A 16,439-nucleotide genomic window follows, 5' to 3' on the forward strand; every position below is an offset into this window, starting at 1 on the left:
ACAAGAGACGCTCAACAACTAGCAACCAGTCTACGATAACCGCCCAGGTTATACGCATACATAGACTTGCCTCCTATCCTCAATCTACATTACAACAGAGTACTTTTAACTCTTTAACAAGTCTATTACCAGTGCTGCACTCCACGAGAAGTTATCACCACCATATCCTTTTCTTTTTTCCTCTCCGGTATCTTTCCTACAATCGAAATATTCAAAAAAGCCGTCTCTCTCAATAAGTTCTATGGAATCTTGCTTAACGCGATTTGCAATATCATTGTAACCATAATCCTTTAATCCACGGTACAACATCCAATTCATATTGATCCACACAGGTCCTCTCCAGTATTTTCTTGGGTTAAAACGATCATCAGTAGGATCAAAGGATGCACAAAGGTATTTGTCATCTCCACCAAAGCGCTCCATCATGGTATGTACTAATTCCACAGCTCTTTCTTTACTGGGAATTACAGCGAACAATGGAGAGAATGAAGATGAGGAGACGTGCCTAATCGGCTTTTCATTCCTCAAATCATAATGAACATAAGCGCCCAATTCCGTATTCCATAGTTTTTTATTGAAAGATGCAATACTCTTTTCTTGGTTTTTACGCAGGTAGGCTATTTTATCTTCATTACCTCCTATCATTTCATAAAGCTCTATTAAAGCCTGATTTGATTTAATGAGCATGGCATTGAACAGTGGATCTTGCACCAAAAACGGGGAAAGTTCGGCTATTTTAGTATCATCATAGTTGTTCTCTTTTGCAATATCAATGATGTATAAATAATGGTCGTACTCTCTCTTGGATGGTCTTTCCGAAGCATCAACATGAGTAGTATCCTTTCGTTCAAAGGTATATTCCGGCGGATTCATCGTATCCCAAATATCGTCCCATACCGGAGAGTTGTCCGTTCCGGATTCCCAATTGTGATAAATGTAAACCAAACCTTCATTTTGAGGGTCTCGGTTTTCATAGAAATATACATGGTTGTCATATACCTTATCTATCTGCCCTTTTATAAAATTGAGCATATCTTCCTTATCCTCTACAATGTTGAGCATATCTTGTAGAATAAACCCTGTAACCGGAGGTTGGGTCATGCCTGTAGATTTATATTGCTTTGAAGAAAGAGGATGCAGATCCGATCTATGAAAATCATGCCCCGGAAAATAAGAATCATCATCTGTATGAAAAACAATGTGCGGTATAAAGCCATTATCCCACTGTGCATTCAACAAGGTCTCTATTTCTATTTTTGCGTGATCGGTATTGTAATGGGCAAGGCCAACCGCAATAAAACCACTATCCCATTTCCATTGGAACGGATAGAGTCCCTTACTGGGGATAGTAAAACCTCCTTCTTGAAAATTGGCATCTAAAACGCTAATTGCCCTATTGATTATATTTTCTTTCATAACATGCGTAAGAATAAAACACATTGGCAGCAAGCCACCACCAATGTGCCTTTGAATTAAAAACTACTTAACTAAATCTTAAATTGATTTTTAGAAGTTGAAAGTGGCCGTCAAGAAGAACCTTCTTGGAAGTATGGGACGACCTACAAAAAACTCTGTTTCGCTCTGGCCAGCGGCACCTGCCCTCGGGTTACCTTCCGTAATACCATCACTATCAAACAAGTTGAAGATGGAAAAACCTAAACGTACGGATTGGTTTTCTTCCGGTTTACCAAAAGTGTAACCTGCACCCAATCTACCAATTGGAATAGCATCTAGTTCTATATCATTAACATCAGAAGCATATTTAGTGCCCGTGTAATTCACACCAAAGTTGGCATCAAATTTATTGTTGTCATAATAAGCTCCCAAAGACCCTAAAAAGTTAGGTTGTCTTGCTAATTTATTTCCTACGTTGGCTTCTGTAGAGGTGCCGTTCACCAAATCAAAGTCTGTGTTTTTAGTAATTTCATGACCTTGGTAGGTTACTGTTCCCCTTAGGTTAAAATTACTCGCCACTTCATAATCACCTGTAGCCTCCAAACCAATGGTTCTAGTATCTTGCTCAGAACGGGTTTCATCAATTAACTGTCCGCCAACAATAGCTTGCTGTATTTTAACCCTGTCCTTTAAAGCCACATAGTAAGCGGCAACCGATCCGGAGAACTTAGGCGTACCAAACTTGGCACCGGCCTCAAACTGAATAATATTTTCTGGGTCGTACGGATTTTCAGAAATACCCGCTACTGGTGCAAAACCCCTTATTTGAGGGAAGAAATACCCTTTTGAGAAGTTAGCATAAAGGTTGGTTGCATCGCTCAACTCATAAAGACCGGCAAAAGAAACCGCCCAACCTGAAGCTTTAATAGAAGACCTAATGAAGCTTCCATCTGCAGTTTGCACATCGCTCAATGCTGTAGTCAACTCGAGGTTGTCATAAACCGTTGCACTTGTTATTCCGCCCTTGGCGTTCTCACCATCTGTATGCTCATATCTGAAGCCTACATCAAAACGCCATCTATCAAAAATCATCTCATCGGTTAGATAAAAAGCCATTCTATTCTGGGATAGGAAGTTATTTGAGGTCTGACCGATACGGTTGTACAAACCGCCTTCCGAATAAACTACATTATCTCCGGTCCCATCCGTATAGTTTAGGTTTACCAATCTAGGGGCATTGTTAAACTCGGACAAAACACGATACTGGTAATTTACATCTTCTGCCTCTGTGCGTGCTATAAAAGTACCTAAGGTTATGTTGTGGCTACCGCCGTTCATGGTTTCAATAGATTTTGTCAACGAAGCCTCTCCGGAATAATCCGTCATTGGTCGTAAACGGTCTACATGAAGGTTGTCTATTACCAAATCTGAACCGTTTATTTGAGAATTAGGATTTCCTCCTTGGTACTGTGCGGTGTACCCTAGATTGCCAGGAGCAATGCTTGCCACGTAGTTATCCAACGTAATAGGATTACCATTATCTCCGTTTCCACCAACATAAAGGGCAAAATTATGTTTATAGTTGGCGTATTTTACTTTAGACTTAAATCTTAGGTCATCTTCCAATCTGTAGTCAAAATCTGCCAAAAGGTAACCACCTGTGGTAGAAACACCATCGGCAATAGGGCTATTGTAAGTCCCTCCCGGGGTAAGGAAAGAAGTATTGGCCAGTTCACCGGTCAATAACTGTTCTACTGGTTCACCGTCATTTCCGGCCAAACGCTCTCTACTTCCACCGGACAAAGGTAACGGAAGGTAGAACTGGGCCTTATCGTTAATAAACTGACCATGTACGGTAAACGAACCTTTATCAAATTTCTTCTTAATATTGGCTCTGAACTGCACCCCTTTTGTAGGCAACCCTGTATCTATGGGTCCACGATCATGTCTTACAAATCCGGTAAAAGCATAGTAGGTATTGGAATCTTCTCCACCCAATTGGCCACCGCTGTAGAAGTCGGTTTTTAACCGTCCCATATTGGCAACTTCTAGGTTTATAATATTACCAGGATTGGTATCTCCCGTTTTACTTGTATAGTTAATGATACCGGCCACAGAACCTGCACCATATAAGATGGCAGAACCACCACGTACAAATTCCACCCCTTTAAAACCAATATCCGGTCTTGCGTATACATCATGCGCGGAAGAATTTAAGCCAAAGGTGCTCATTAAAGGCATACCATCATATTGTAGAGGGTTGAATACATACTGACCACCAGAAGGCAGACCTCTAACAAATACATTAGTTGCCGTTTCACCACCACCACCTTCTGCAGTAATACCAGGCACACTTCGCAAAATATCTGCCTGGCTATTGGCCGATAGTTTCGTGATTTCTTTCATTTTTACAGAGCTAATGGACAATGGAGCTTGCTTTTGAGACCTGAACGTACTGGACGCGGTCAACACCACCTCATCTAATTGTTGCCCTCCTTCTTGTAGCACAAAATTTACGGTTATATCCGCTCCATTTAATTCCACTTGCTTGTCAAGCGTGGTGAATCCTAAATATGAAGTTCTTAGGACTTGGCTACCTTCTAAATCTGTTGTAAACGTATAGTTGCCATCAAAATCTGATGTGGTACCGGAAGTACTACCAACTAGTATAATATTCGCTCCTGGAATGGGTTCCCCAGCACTATCCGTAATGGTTCCGGATATTCCTGTCTGGGCAAAAGCACCAGTACTGAATAGGAGACCGACAACCGCAAAAATTACCTTTTTCATAATTGTAGTTTTAAATTGAGTGAACTTGAGTTATTGTTAATTTGTTAATACACAGCCAAAACTATTTGAATATCATATTATTTCGACAAAAAAATTGCAAATTTGATATGCAAACGTTCCCGCAATCGTTTGCAATTCTTAATTTTATGCCAAATAAATTTGCATTACGCTGAAAATCAATAGGGTTTTATATCATGAGCAAAAGACACAACACCACTTTAAAGGAACTTGCAGAAGAATTAAATCTTTCCATATCAACCGTTTCGCGTGCCTTAAACGACCATCCGGATATTAGTGCAAACACAAAGCAAAATGTAAAAGACTTGGCGCGAAAAATGAACTATTCGCCCAATTTGTTCGCACGAAGTTTCCGGTCACAGAAAACGAACATCATAGGGGTTGTCGTCCCCAACATTTCGCACTACTTCACTTCTACGGTTCTTAAGGGCATATTGGAAGAAGCCGAAAAACAGGGTTACCGAATAATTATATCAGAATCTAATAACAGCGAAGCCAAACAGACGGAAATGCTCAATACCATGACCCAGTTTGGGGTTGATGGTATATTGATGTCCCTCACTAGAAAAATTGAAAAAATAGATAACATCCTACAGACATTGAACCGTGTACCGATAGTGTTGTTTGACAAAGTATCTCAAAAAATACCATGTACCCAGATTGTTATTGATGAAGAACAAGCAGCGTTTAATGCCGTGGAGCACCTAATTGAGTTAGGAAAAGAACGCATAGCCATTATAAAGGAAACGGAGAATTCATACAATTCCGAAAAGCGCTATGCAGGTTACCTTCGCGCTTTGGAATACCACGGCATCAAAATTCGCGAAAAGATTATTTTAAGTACGGAAGATATCTCACTTATCCACGGTAGGCGCCTTACCAACATTCTTCTAAGTATGAAAAAAAGGCCGGATGCCATTTTTGCCATTACTGACAATGCCGCCATTGGAGCCATAAAGGCCCTCAATAAATTTAAGGTAAAAATACCTGAAGAAATTGCGGTAGTAGGCTTTAGTAACTCCGCAAATTCCAAAATTATTCAACCGGAACTAACTACCGTAGACCAACCAGGTGACAAAATTGGTCGCACCTCTGTTAAGTATCTTATAGAGGAAATTGAAAACCCGTCCCAAGACGTCTTCACCAAAACAGTTGAGATTAAAACCACACTGGTAGTCCGGGATTCTTCCCTACGTGCTTAATTTCAGCTCTTTTTTGGTAATGCTGACAAGCTGTTGTCACCCTCTCCCTTTTTCTTTGTGCTTACAAAATGTACGCAAGGTACGTGAACAGCTAAAAAATGAAATTCCGAAATTATTCAGGTCAGTCTCTGAAGTTTTATCTTTGGAATATATACCGCACTCTTATGGGATTGGATACCATTAACAGATTTGACCGCATAGTAGCCATATTAATTCAACTGCAATCAAAACGAATTGTAAAAGCACAAGAATTGGCCAATCGTTTTGATGTAAGCCTCCGCACCATTTACAGAGATATTCGCTCTTTAGAAGCATCCGGGGTACCCATTTCAAGTGAAGCCGGTGTAGGGTATTCAATTATGGAAGGGTACCGTCTCCCCCCTATTATGTTTACAAGAGAAGAAGCCTGTAGTTTTGTTGCCGCAGAAAAATTGATGCAAAAGTTTACGGACACCTCATTGGGCACCCATCACAAATCGGCCATGTATAAGGTAAAGTCGGTGTTAAGGGGAAAAGAGAAAGATTGGGTATCTACGCTGGAAGCACAAATTTTAATAGACCCGTCCCTAACTCCTTTTGATGAAAACATACCCAACGCACTGGAAATTCTATTTGAAAGTATAGCGGATAAAAAACAGGTATCTCTAAAATATCATTCTTTGAATTCGGAAAAACCATCCGAGCGTTTTATTGAACCTGTAGGGCTTTTTCACGAGAATAATTTTTGGTACGTGCTTGGCTATTGCCACATAAGAAAGGACTACAGACAATTTAGAACGGACCGAATGCTGCGTATTGGCAGAAGCCACCATCCTTTTACATTAGAACATGGCTTATTGGACGAGCACTTGAACAAACAGCCCGAAAGGAAAAAAACCAAGGTTGTGATTTCTATAGACAAAACTATTGCCCGGTACATTTCCGCTGGAAGAAAACAATATGGTTTTGTATCTGAAGAGGTGAAAAAGGACAAAGTTCTTATGACCTTTATGACTTCGGACATTATAAATGGCTTCCCCAGGTGGTATCTTATGTTTTGTGATTACGCCGAAATTCTAGAACCTAAAAGTTTAAAAAACCGAGTTATCGAAATTCTGAAGGAGGCCCAAAACCGACTCGCACAAAATATGTAAAAGACCTGCCGCACCTTTATTTCAATTTACAAACTCTAAAAAATGCACCCATTATCAGCCAAACCATCAATGCTTAGCAATCCACAAGATGTCAAAAAATTGTTATGTAAATAGAAATGACCTACAAGTTTTCAGGTTAAAACCTTATTTTAGCGGCTCTCAAAAAAAAGAAAGACATGACCTTATTATTAATGGCCGCTGGTAGCGGTAGTAGATACGGAAAACTAAAACAATTTGACGATTTAGGCCCTAACGGCGAATTCTTAATGGAGTTTGGCATCTATGACGCCCTAAAAAACGGCTTTGACCATATTGTTCTCATTACTAAGAAGGAAAATGTTTCTTTGGCTGAAAATCATTTAAGACCAAAATTACCCGCCAACATTAAACTAGATGTTTTGGCTCAAGAAATTACAGATTTACCGGAAGGATGTTCATTCTCAGGAGAGCGTAAAAAACCTTGGGGCACGGCGCATGCCGTTTGGACTGCTAGAAACGTGATCAATGGTCCTTTTGCAGTTTTAAACGCAGATGATTTTTATGGTCAATCCGCTTATGAAAACGCGGCTAATTTTGCCCGAGAGCACAATAATGATAATACATTTGCCCTAGTTGGGTATACCTTAAAGAATACCTTGTCCGAACATGGTTCCGTATCAAGGGGAGTTTGCCAAGTGAACGGAGACGATTTGATCTCTGTTGATGAGCGCTTAAAACTTGAACCTAAAGATGGTAAAGTACTGGATCTTGATTCTGGCAATGAATATACCGGCGAAGAACAGGTGAGTATGAACTTTTGGGTTTGCCAACCTTCTATCTTCGATAAAATCGAAAGTGAATTCAGAACGTTCCTTGCTGATGATAACCTAGCTACGACTAGCGAACTTTACATTCCTAAAACGGTTCAAGAAATGCTGCAGGCGGGAGAAATAAAGGTAAAGGTAGTACCTTCTGGCGGTGATTGGTTTGGTGTAACGTACGCTAGCGACCGTGAAAAAGCCGTTGCCAACCTTCAAGGCAAAACAGATGCGGGCAAGTACCCTTCTCCGCTTTGGCCAAAACAGTAATGAGTAGGTATTCCATAGAACACCTTAATGAACTATTAGGGCACTTTTCGGTGCCCCGAACAAAGTACTTGATCAAACCGTTAACAGACGGTTTGATCAATGATACTTTCTTGGTTTTTGATGGCCCTACCCCACTCTACATATTACAACGTGTAAACCATTTGGTTTTTACAGATGTAAAAGGGGTCATGAACAACATTCAACAGGCCTTTATCTATTTACAGGACCACGACTACAGTAAAATAACCTTGGTACCGCCGCAAAACGGAAACAGCCATTATATCTCCCCAACAGGAAACCATTGGCGTTTAATGACGTTTATTGATGGTAGCACGGCATACAATACTACGGAAGACACTTATATTGCTTTTGAAGCGGGAAGGATAATTTCCAAGTTCAATTTACTTTTACAACAAGCGGATTTAAATGATTATGTAGATACTATACCGCAGTTTCATGATATAGCATTAAGGGAAGACCAATTTAAATCTGCTCTTAAATCTGCTGCTCCAAATAAATTGGAAACTGCCCAAGAGGCCATAGCTTTTACCAAGGCGGTCTTAAAAAAACTTTCCATATTAGATTTAACGAAGTTACCGCTTAGGGTTTGTCATAATGACACCAAACTAAATAACATTCTCTTTTCAAAAGAGAGCAACAAAGCGCTTTGTCTTATTGATTTGGACACGCTTATGAAAGGCTATTTCCTTTACGATTTTGGCGATGCCGTACGAACTATAGCCAATACCGCCGCAGAGGACGAAAAAGACCACAGTAAAATTGTTTTTAACGAAGCTCTATTTGAAGCTTTCATAGACGGCCTTGCAAAAAACAGTTCCTTCTTAACCAAGACAGAAATTCAAACGTTACCATGGGGTGCTGTTCTCATGCCCTTTCTGCACGGTATACGAGCATTAACGGATTACCTGAACAACAACATCTATTATAAGGTAGCTTACGAAAATCAAAATTTGGACCGTAGCCTAAGCCTATATAATTTTACAAAAAAAGCATTGGACCGTATGAGCTATATGGAAAAGGTGGTAAACGAAAAGTTGTCTTAAATTGAATACACCCCTGTGCCAAATGCGCACGGGCACTTATTATTTATTTTAGCTCCAACAAACCTGGAATAAAAGCTAGATTAAACATCAACTATAGTATTTTTACTACCTTGAAAATATATTTCCAATATCATATAGGTACTAAATCGGTTTCTGGTTTTATGTCCAAAAAAGTTTACTCCATACTTGTATGCCTGTTCTTCTTCCTGTGCCTTTCGGCGCAAGAGGGCGACCTTAAGTTTTCGCAAAATTACACGATTTCCAACGGGTTGGCACATAACGGGGTAACCTCCATTCTTGAAGATTCAAGAGGTTATATTTGGGTAGGCACCTTTGAAGGCCTCAACCGTTATGATGGATACGAATTCAAGACTTTTAAAAACACCCTAAACGATGATGTCTTTGTAAGTAACCGTATCAGGTCTTTAAAAGAAGATTCCAAAGGGAACATATGGATCGGTACGGACGAAGGAATATCTATATATGATTACAACCTAGAAAAATTCACGAATATTTACTCCAATCAACTTGCCAAGAAAGGAGTTAAAGGACCCGTGGTCAGGGATATTGTCATTGATCAGAATAACGGAACCGTACGCTGTGCTACGGAAAAGTACGGCATTTTAGTCTTTAACGAAGATTATACCTTAAAGGATGAGCATGTACCTACCGCTTTCTATAGTAACGGAGCAGTTGAATTCTATAACTCCATTTCTATTGATGAAACTATTTCTCTATATGCTACTTCTGCTGGATTGCTTTCATTCAACCTGAAAAATCAAGAATTCACTAAAGTAGCCGAGAATACTATCGATAATAGCGAGTCTGTAATGCGTATGGACGAAACTTCTTTTTTAGTTACGCTTAAAAAGGGATTTGCTATTCTAGCATATGAAGAAAAAGATAATGAGTATATATATCAAATAGTAAAAAACAACCTCTTAGCCACAGAAAGCTTTAATAGTTCGGGCTTTGACCATCAAAACAATCTTTGGTTGGGAACGCTTAACAATGGTGCGGTTCGCATTAATACTACGGATAGCTTAAAGTATGATTCCACCATAGACTATTCGCTTTTTAAATTCCAAAACAAACAGCTTCGTATCAGTTGCTTTAAAGCTACATCCAACAACAGGTTTTGGGTAGGTTCTTTTGACAAAGGTCTTTTTAGATTTGACCTCAAAAAAAATCCGTTTAAGGAATTTAAAGGTAAGAGTCCTTATGAATTTGGGGTAAGTGACCGCCATTTAATTCACATAGCCCCACTGGACAACCAAAACGTATACCTCACAAAAAACCAAGGAGGTCTTGCCTTGTTCAATACTAAGGAAGCAAAATTTAAACCCTTGCCCTTTACGTTTGACGAAAAAAACGAATCGCAGATTTCTTCGGTTTATGTAGATTCTAAAAAACGAACATGGATGAAAGTAGCCAATAAGGGCTATTTTAGGCTGAATCCAGGAGAGAAAAGGCCACAACCTATCAATACAAGTTCCCTGCCCGAATTTTCGGAAATTGATTCTTACAAAATCACCGAAGACAAGAAGGGAAACATCTGGCTGGGAACTAGAATAGGTGTCTATAAGTTGACCTTAGACGAAGAAGTTTCTGTTACCCGAATAGAAGCCTTGAACGACAATCCCTATTTTGAAGATTCTAAAATGATCTTGGCCCGTTACGTATATGCAGACCCAAAGTATGATTTTATCTGGGTAGGCACCGCAGAAGACGGCCTCTTTAGAATAGATATTGAAGATGACCCATTGCTAAAAGACGCAGAGGTCAAACATCTACGGATGGACAAAAAAGAGGGCGGGCTACCCAATAATTTTGTATCGGCCATAATCAGGTCCCCAAGCGGAAACCTGTGGATAGGAACGGAAGGTGCCGGAATTTGCAAAGTAGAAAACAGTGAAAACGAACCTATATTTATTCCCTACTCCGAGAAAGACGGCCTTTCCAACAACGTTGTTAAAAGTATAAACGTAGATAGCCAAGGTAATTTGTGGATAGCCACCAACGTTGGCCTGAATAAATTTTACCCTGAGGAAAAAAAGTTCAGAAAGTTTGGAAAAGAAGACGGTTTGCCCTTTGAAGATTTCTGGTATGCTTCGGGCTATCTGAACAACGGTACTTTGGTCTTGGCCGGTCTGGAAGGCTTTTCTTTCTTTAAGCCCAAATCTATAATGGATGCGGAGCCTTTACCGGTACTACACTTTGGAAACTTTAAGATTTTCAATCAGACTATATTCCCACAAGACACCATTAATAAAAGGGTCTTACTATCCGAACGGCTCCATAACGGGCAGACCTTAGACCTCAAATACAATGAGAATGTCTTTAGTGTAGAAGCATTGTCCCTACATTTTGCATCAACTGAAAATCATTTTTTAAAATACAGATTATTACCTGTAGATCAAAATTGGTTTCAGACCACTTCGGACCAACGGATGATCAATTACAATGGTCTACAACCCGGAACCTATTCCTTAGAAGTAGCGGCATCAAATTCTATTGGAGAGTGGACTGCGCCTAAGATATTGAACATAATTATTTCTCCTCCGTTTTGGAAAACTCCCTTAGCCTATATTCTCTATACCTTGGCCTTCCTTCTAATTCTAGGTGTCATTCTATATAATATTTTCAAAGTACAGTCGCTGCGCTACAATATTCAACTAGAACAAATAGAAAAAGATAAAGTAAAGGAGGTTAATGCGGCCAAGCTTCGTTTTTTCGCCAATATATCCCATGAGCTTAAAACACCGCTCAATCTTATTTCCAGTCCGGTAAAACTTCTATCGGAACGGTATAGAGACAATATAGATTCTCAAGAAAAGTTGAACATCATTGCTAGGCAATCCAAAAAAATAGGGCAGCTCATAGACCAGATTCATGATTTTGAACGTGTAGACGCCAACTTAATGGAGATGGACTATTCAAGATTCTATTTTGATGAGTTTATAGAAAGTATAGTCCCAGATTTTCATTTCCTGGCCTATAATAGCCATAAAAGGTTACAGGTTATTTCCGATGACTCCAACATAGTAGTATCTGCAGATCGCGATAAGCTAGAGAAAGTTTTCAATAACCTCTTAAGCAATGCTTTTAAGTATACAGGTGCCAATGATGTCATTACCATAAAGTATGTTAGTGAAGATAAAGACCTACTTGTTTCCGTAACGGATACCGGAAGAGGTATAGATGATGATGACCTGCCCCACATTTTTGAAAGGTTTTACCAATCACGAAAAAGAGAAAGTGTACATTCAACAGGTTCAGGTATAGGTCTTGCTTTTTCCAAAAAATTAGTGGAAATGCATTACGGCTATTTAGAAGCATTTAGCGAAATAGGCGTAGGAACGACCATAACGGTACGTCTACCGGTGGTTAAAAAAGAATCTGCAGATGACCAGGCCCTAAAGGAAAAAGCCATAATATCTGCCGAAAACAAAGTTTCCAATGCCGAAACAACGATAGCAAAGACCGAAATTTCCAAGATAAAAACCAGCGGAGATTACACGGACCACTTGATTTTCTATGTAGAAGATGTCTTGGATATGCGGCTATATGTGTCAAAAGTACTCTCTAAATTCTTTGAGGTAAAAACCTTTACCAATGGCAGGGAGTGTTTGGATGCTATGGAAGACCAATGGCCAGATCTGGTAATCAGTGATATTCAAATGCCCGTCATGAACGGACTTGAACTTTGTAAACGTATAAAGGCCGATATTAAGACAAGCCATATTCCGGTAATTCTGCTTACAGCATTGAACGATATAGAAAATCAGATTCAGGGTATTAAGGATGGAGCGGACGCGTACATTAAAAAACCATTTGATGCCCGCCGGTTGGTTGCCCGCACCGAAGCATTGTTGGAAAACAAAAAACGATTACGGGAGCGTTTTAAAATTGGTATTCCGCTTACGAAGGACAATAACCTAAACATTAGAAACGACAACGCATTTCTTGAAAAGCTATACCATCTTATGGCCCATAACCTGGACAATCAAAATCTAGATATGGACCAAATTGCACGTCAACTTTATCTTAACCGGACACATTTTTATCAAAAAGTGAAGGCATTAACGGATAAAACTCCGTTTGAAATGCTAAAAATGTACCGTCTGAAAAAAGCGGCGGAATTATTGGTACAGCAACCGGACTTATCCGTAAACGAAGTTTATACGATGACCGGATTTAAAAGCCGAACGCATTTCAGCAAACTTTTCAAAGAAATGTACAATACCACACCGGGTAAATATTCAGCTCAGAATAAAAATACTTCTTCATAACGCCAAGCGCACAGAACTAACCGCTCTCCTACTACTAAAATTTCCGAATTCATAGCCTTGAATATCTTAGGCGATTTTACGCCTCAAAACTCATTTGTTTCAAGGGATTACTCTTGACCTTACATCTACAAACCCCTTCCAAAAAGGGTCTTTAGCTACTGTTAACCACCTCTAAAACACTACAAAAGAAAACCTTCTGCTGGTCTGCCCTAAAATTTTAATAGCCATCAGTTTGAATTTAAAGAGACATAAAATTTACGCTTGAATACATCATTTTTTGCTTGAAAAATACCTTTGTTTCTCGCTATTGTTAAAAAATTAACATTCCAAATAGCGCCTTTCACTCAACTTAAATTTTTTATAACTCAACTCAAACATGAAAAAAAACAGACCTAAAATTCCACAGCGTTGGTTGTTTTCGCTTTGCTTAATGATGTTGCTCATATGCAGCTTCTCTTTTGCACAAACAACAGTTAACGGAACGGTAATAAGTACCGAAGACAGTATGCCGCTTCCCGGTGCCAATGTCTTGGTAAAAGGAACCAGTATAGGAATCGTTACCGATTTTGACGGCAATTATTCTATTGATGTTCCTGCTGGATCGGACATTTTAGTATTCAGCTATATTGGGTACAGCACCCAAGAAGTTACTATTGATGGAAAAACCACAATAGACATTTCATTAGACACGGATTCTGCCAAATTAGACGAGGTGGTAGTTATTGGTTACGGTACATCTACCAAACGAAAAATGGTTGGAGCGGTTACCACGTTAGCACCCGAAAAATTGGAACAAACCCCTTTCAACAATGTTGGCGAGGCCTTGCAAGGACAAGTATCCGGTCTTATTGTAGAAAACAGTGGTGGTGCTCCCGGTAGCTCTCCGGCTATCTCCATTCGTGGTGGTGGCTCCCCTTTATACGTGATTGACGGGGTCATTACAGAACAACAAGATTTTCAAACCATTAACTCCAATGATATTGAAAGCATCAGTTTTCTTAAAGATGCTGCGGCAACCGCTGTATATGGTTCAAGAGCGGGTAACGGTATTGTTTTGGTAACGACCAAAAGAGGTAAAGACGGAAAAATAAACGTCAATTACTCCTACAATTACCAAATGAGCCAACCCACTATATTACCGGAAATGATGAATTCCTATGAATTTGCACAGGTTCAAAATGCTGCAAGTGCCTATGAAGGCATACCGGTTCCGTATTCCCCAGAGCAATTAGAAACCATCAGGACCCACGCAGACTTGGATACGTATCCGGACAATAACTGGCCAGACCTGACCCTTAAGGAATTTGCTCCCGAGCAAAGGCACAATCTTTCACTTTCCGGAGGAGACAAAAAAACCAACTACTTTGTTTCTATGGGGTATATTGATGAAGGAAGTCTGCTTAAACAAGATGTAGTAAACTATACTAGATTCAATGTTAGAAGTAACGTAACTACCAAATTTGATAAAATAGGTCTTGAGGTTGGCGTAAACCTCAACTCCAGTATTGAAAACTACGAAGAACCCTCTGCGGGTATGTTTGGTGTTTGGCGAGCTGTAAACCAAAATACCGACCCACTTTACAGAGGTTATAATCTAGACGGCACACTGGCCGGGGGCGGCAACGGGGACAATCCACTTGCCTTAACGGATAAGGACGCGGGTTATAACAAGACCCGGGACAAGTTCATTAATGCACAGCTAGACGTAAAATGGCAAGTTCCCAACATAGAAGGTTTTAAATTAGGGGTAATGGCCAACTACCGTGATGGTGATGGTTGGGGTAAATTATGGGAATACAATGTTCCGCTATACATGCAGGACGGCTCCCTAACACCACAAACACCACCGGCCTTGAGCTTAAATTCATACTACAGTAATAGATTGTATTTTGAATCTAGTGCTTCTTACTCCCGCACCTTTGGCATGCACGGTCTTGATGCTACCTTTGTGTACAACCAGACTACCAGCAAATATGCAGATTTAGGAGCTTCAAGAAGAAATTACCTGTCCGGTGCCGTAGATCAACTTTTTGCCGGTCCGGCCGTGGGTAAAGACAATGACGGTAGCGAACAGGAAGCCGCCAATGCAGGTTATGTTTTCCGTTTGAAATATGACTTTGACTACAAATATATCATTGAGCTTAGTGGCCGTTATGATGGTAATGACAATTTTGCCCCTAAAAAAAGATGGGGATTCTTTCCCGCCATGTCATTTGCATGGAATATTGCCGAGGAAAATTTTATGCAAAAGCTTAAAGAGGATAATATCATCAACTCTTTAAAACTTAGAAGTTCTTATGGTAAAACAGGTGTCTCGGAAGGAGTAAACAGATTTGGTTATATCCCCGTATACAATCTTGAATCTGGCGTTTATACTATTGGCAATGCCTTGGCAAACGGTTACTCAGAAGGCAATTTGGTAAATCCGGACGAACTCACTTGGTACAATAGGGAATCGTTCAACTACGGATTGGATTTCTCTACATTCGGAGATAAATTTAGCGGTACCCTAGAGTATTTCTACTACTTAACCACAGGTTTTTTGGTAAGTCCACAAAATGTGTACTCCCAACCTTTGGGCAAACCTTTGCCTCAAATTCGCTCAGGTTCTAAACAACGTAGAGCCGGATATGAAGTTTCGCTACGTTACAAAGGAAACATCAACGAGTTTAGATTTGGGTTAGGCGGTAACGTTTCTTATTTCAATCAATTATGGGAACAACTGGATACCGAAGATCAAGCTACACTCAAAAACCCGTACACAAGGGAAACCCAGAGGACCGATTACTGGCAAGGTGGAAAAGTATTTGTTACTGACGGATTATACCAAAATGACAATGATATCTTAAACACCCCACGTTTGCTAAGTTCTACGGAAACTCAAGGTGGAGATATCCGCTATGTGGATTCTAACGGAGACGGTAAAGTGGACGAGCAGGATAAACGCTTGCTAGGCCTTCCTTCTCAACCACGCCTTACCTACGGTATAGATTTTAATATGAGCTACAAAGGATGGTTCATGAACGGTCTCTTTCAAGGTGCCGGAAACCGTTATATTGGTTTTGATCGGTTTATTGCCGCAGAAGCCAAACGCTTAACGTATATCTATCAATTGGACTATTGGACACCGGAAAACCCGGGTGCATCCTACCCTAGACCGGTTACTTCAGTAGCCGTGAACGGAGGCAATAATGATATTGTAAGCAACCCTTCGGATTACTTTTTAAAGAACGCCAAATATTTCAGATTAAAGAATATTCAGCTGGGTTATGACCTAAAGAAAACGTTTTTAGCGGATAACAACTGGATTTCTTCCTGTAAAATATTTGCAAGTGGTACCAACCTGTTTACCATTTCTCCGGTAAAAGACTTTTTTGACCCAGAACAAGTGCAAAGTGCCAACAACGGGATAAACAGCTACGGCTACCCAGTACAACGCACGTATTCATTTGGTGTAAACCTAGGATTTTAATTCAAA

At 40.0% G+C, this 16,439-nt stretch carries 8 protein-coding genes; 6 read left to right on the forward strand and 2 right to left on the reverse strand.

The window, feature by feature from the left end; translation table 11 throughout:
• Positions 1-105: 105 nt before the first annotated feature.
• Together H9565_RS07635 and H9565_RS07640 are read right to left on the reverse strand one after the other, a co-directional pair.
• The gene (locus tag H9565_RS07635) at positions 106-1,416 is read right to left on the reverse strand and encodes an MGH1-like glycoside hydrolase domain-containing protein (protein ID WP_215438617.1); all 1,311 of its coding nucleotides are present in this window, start codon (positions 1,414-1,416) and stop codon (positions 106-108) included.
• 90 nt (positions 1,417-1,506) lie between these two features.
• Entirely contained in the window at positions 1,507-4,185 is a 2,679-nt protein-coding gene (locus tag H9565_RS07640) for a TonB-dependent receptor domain-containing protein (RefSeq protein WP_215438618.1), read from the reverse strand.
• 194 nt (positions 4,186-4,379) lie between these two features.
• Between H9565_RS07640 and H9565_RS07645 the strand changes: the two genes are divergently transcribed.
• From H9565_RS07645 to H9565_RS07670, 6 genes are all read left to right on the forward strand, one after another.
• A complete protein-coding gene (locus H9565_RS07645; RefSeq protein WP_215438619.1) occupies positions 4,380-5,405 on the forward strand; it encodes a LacI family DNA-binding transcriptional regulator in 1,026 nt (341 codons plus the stop codon).
• 164 nt (positions 5,406-5,569) lie between these two features.
• A complete protein-coding gene (locus H9565_RS07650) occupies positions 5,570-6,538 on the forward strand; it encodes a helix-turn-helix transcriptional regulator (RefSeq protein ID WP_215438740.1) in 969 nt (322 codons plus the stop codon).
• Between the two features lie 176 nt (positions 6,539-6,714).
• On the forward strand, positions 6,715-7,605 hold the full coding sequence (locus tag H9565_RS07655; protein WP_215438620.1) for a nucleotidyltransferase family protein: 891 nt from the start codon (positions 6,715-6,717) through the stop codon (positions 7,603-7,605).
• Complete coding sequence (locus H9565_RS07660) at positions 7,605-8,669, forward strand: phosphotransferase enzyme family protein (RefSeq protein ID WP_215438621.1); 1,065 nt, start codon at positions 7,605-7,607, stop codon at positions 8,667-8,669. The genes H9565_RS07655 and H9565_RS07660 overlap by 1 nt, the downstream gene beginning before the upstream one ends.
• Positions 8,670-8,830: 161 nt before the next feature.
• On the forward strand, positions 8,831-12,961 hold the full coding sequence (locus H9565_RS07665; protein WP_215438622.1) for a hybrid sensor histidine kinase/response regulator transcription factor: 4,131 nt from the start codon (positions 8,831-8,833) through the stop codon (positions 12,959-12,961).
• Positions 12,962-13,337: 376 nt separating this feature from the next.
• A complete protein-coding gene (locus H9565_RS07670) occupies positions 13,338-16,433 on the forward strand; it encodes a SusC/RagA family TonB-linked outer membrane protein (RefSeq protein WP_215438623.1) in 3,096 nt (1,031 codons plus the stop codon).
• Positions 16,434-16,439: the final 6 nt, after the last annotated feature.

This window comes from Zobellia russellii, assembly GCF_018728565.1.
GTDB classification, from domain to species: domain Bacteria; phylum Bacteroidota; class Bacteroidia; order Flavobacteriales; family Flavobacteriaceae; genus Zobellia; species Zobellia russellii.

What these genes read in the sequence shown, in the direction of transcription:
- H9565_RS07635 (WP_215438617.1), bottom strand. Translation starts at nt 1,416, where the DNA reads ATGAAAGAAAATATAATCAATAGGGCAATTAGCGTTTTAGATGCCAAT.
- H9565_RS07640 (WP_215438618.1), bottom strand. Translation starts at nt 4,185, where the DNA reads ATGAAAAAGGTAATTTTTGCGGTTGTCGGTCTCCTATTCAGTACTGGT.
- H9565_RS07645 (WP_215438619.1), top strand. Translation starts at nt 4,380, where the DNA reads ATGAGCAAAAGACACAACACCACTTTAAAGGAACTTGCAGAAGAATTA.
- H9565_RS07650 (WP_215438740.1), top strand. Translation starts at nt 5,570, where the DNA reads ATGGGATTGGATACCATTAACAGATTTGACCGCATAGTAGCCATATTA.
- H9565_RS07655 (WP_215438620.1), top strand. Translation starts at nt 6,715, where the DNA reads ATGACCTTATTATTAATGGCCGCTGGTAGCGGTAGTAGATACGGAAAA.
- H9565_RS07660 (WP_215438621.1), top strand. Translation starts at nt 7,605, where the DNA reads ATGAGTAGGTATTCCATAGAACACCTTAATGAACTATTAGGGCACTTT.
- H9565_RS07665 (WP_215438622.1), top strand. Translation starts at nt 8,831, where the DNA reads ATGTCCAAAAAAGTTTACTCCATACTTGTATGCCTGTTCTTCTTCCTG.
- H9565_RS07670 (WP_215438623.1), top strand. Translation starts at nt 13,338, where the DNA reads ATGAAAAAAAACAGACCTAAAATTCCACAGCGTTGGTTGTTTTCGCTT.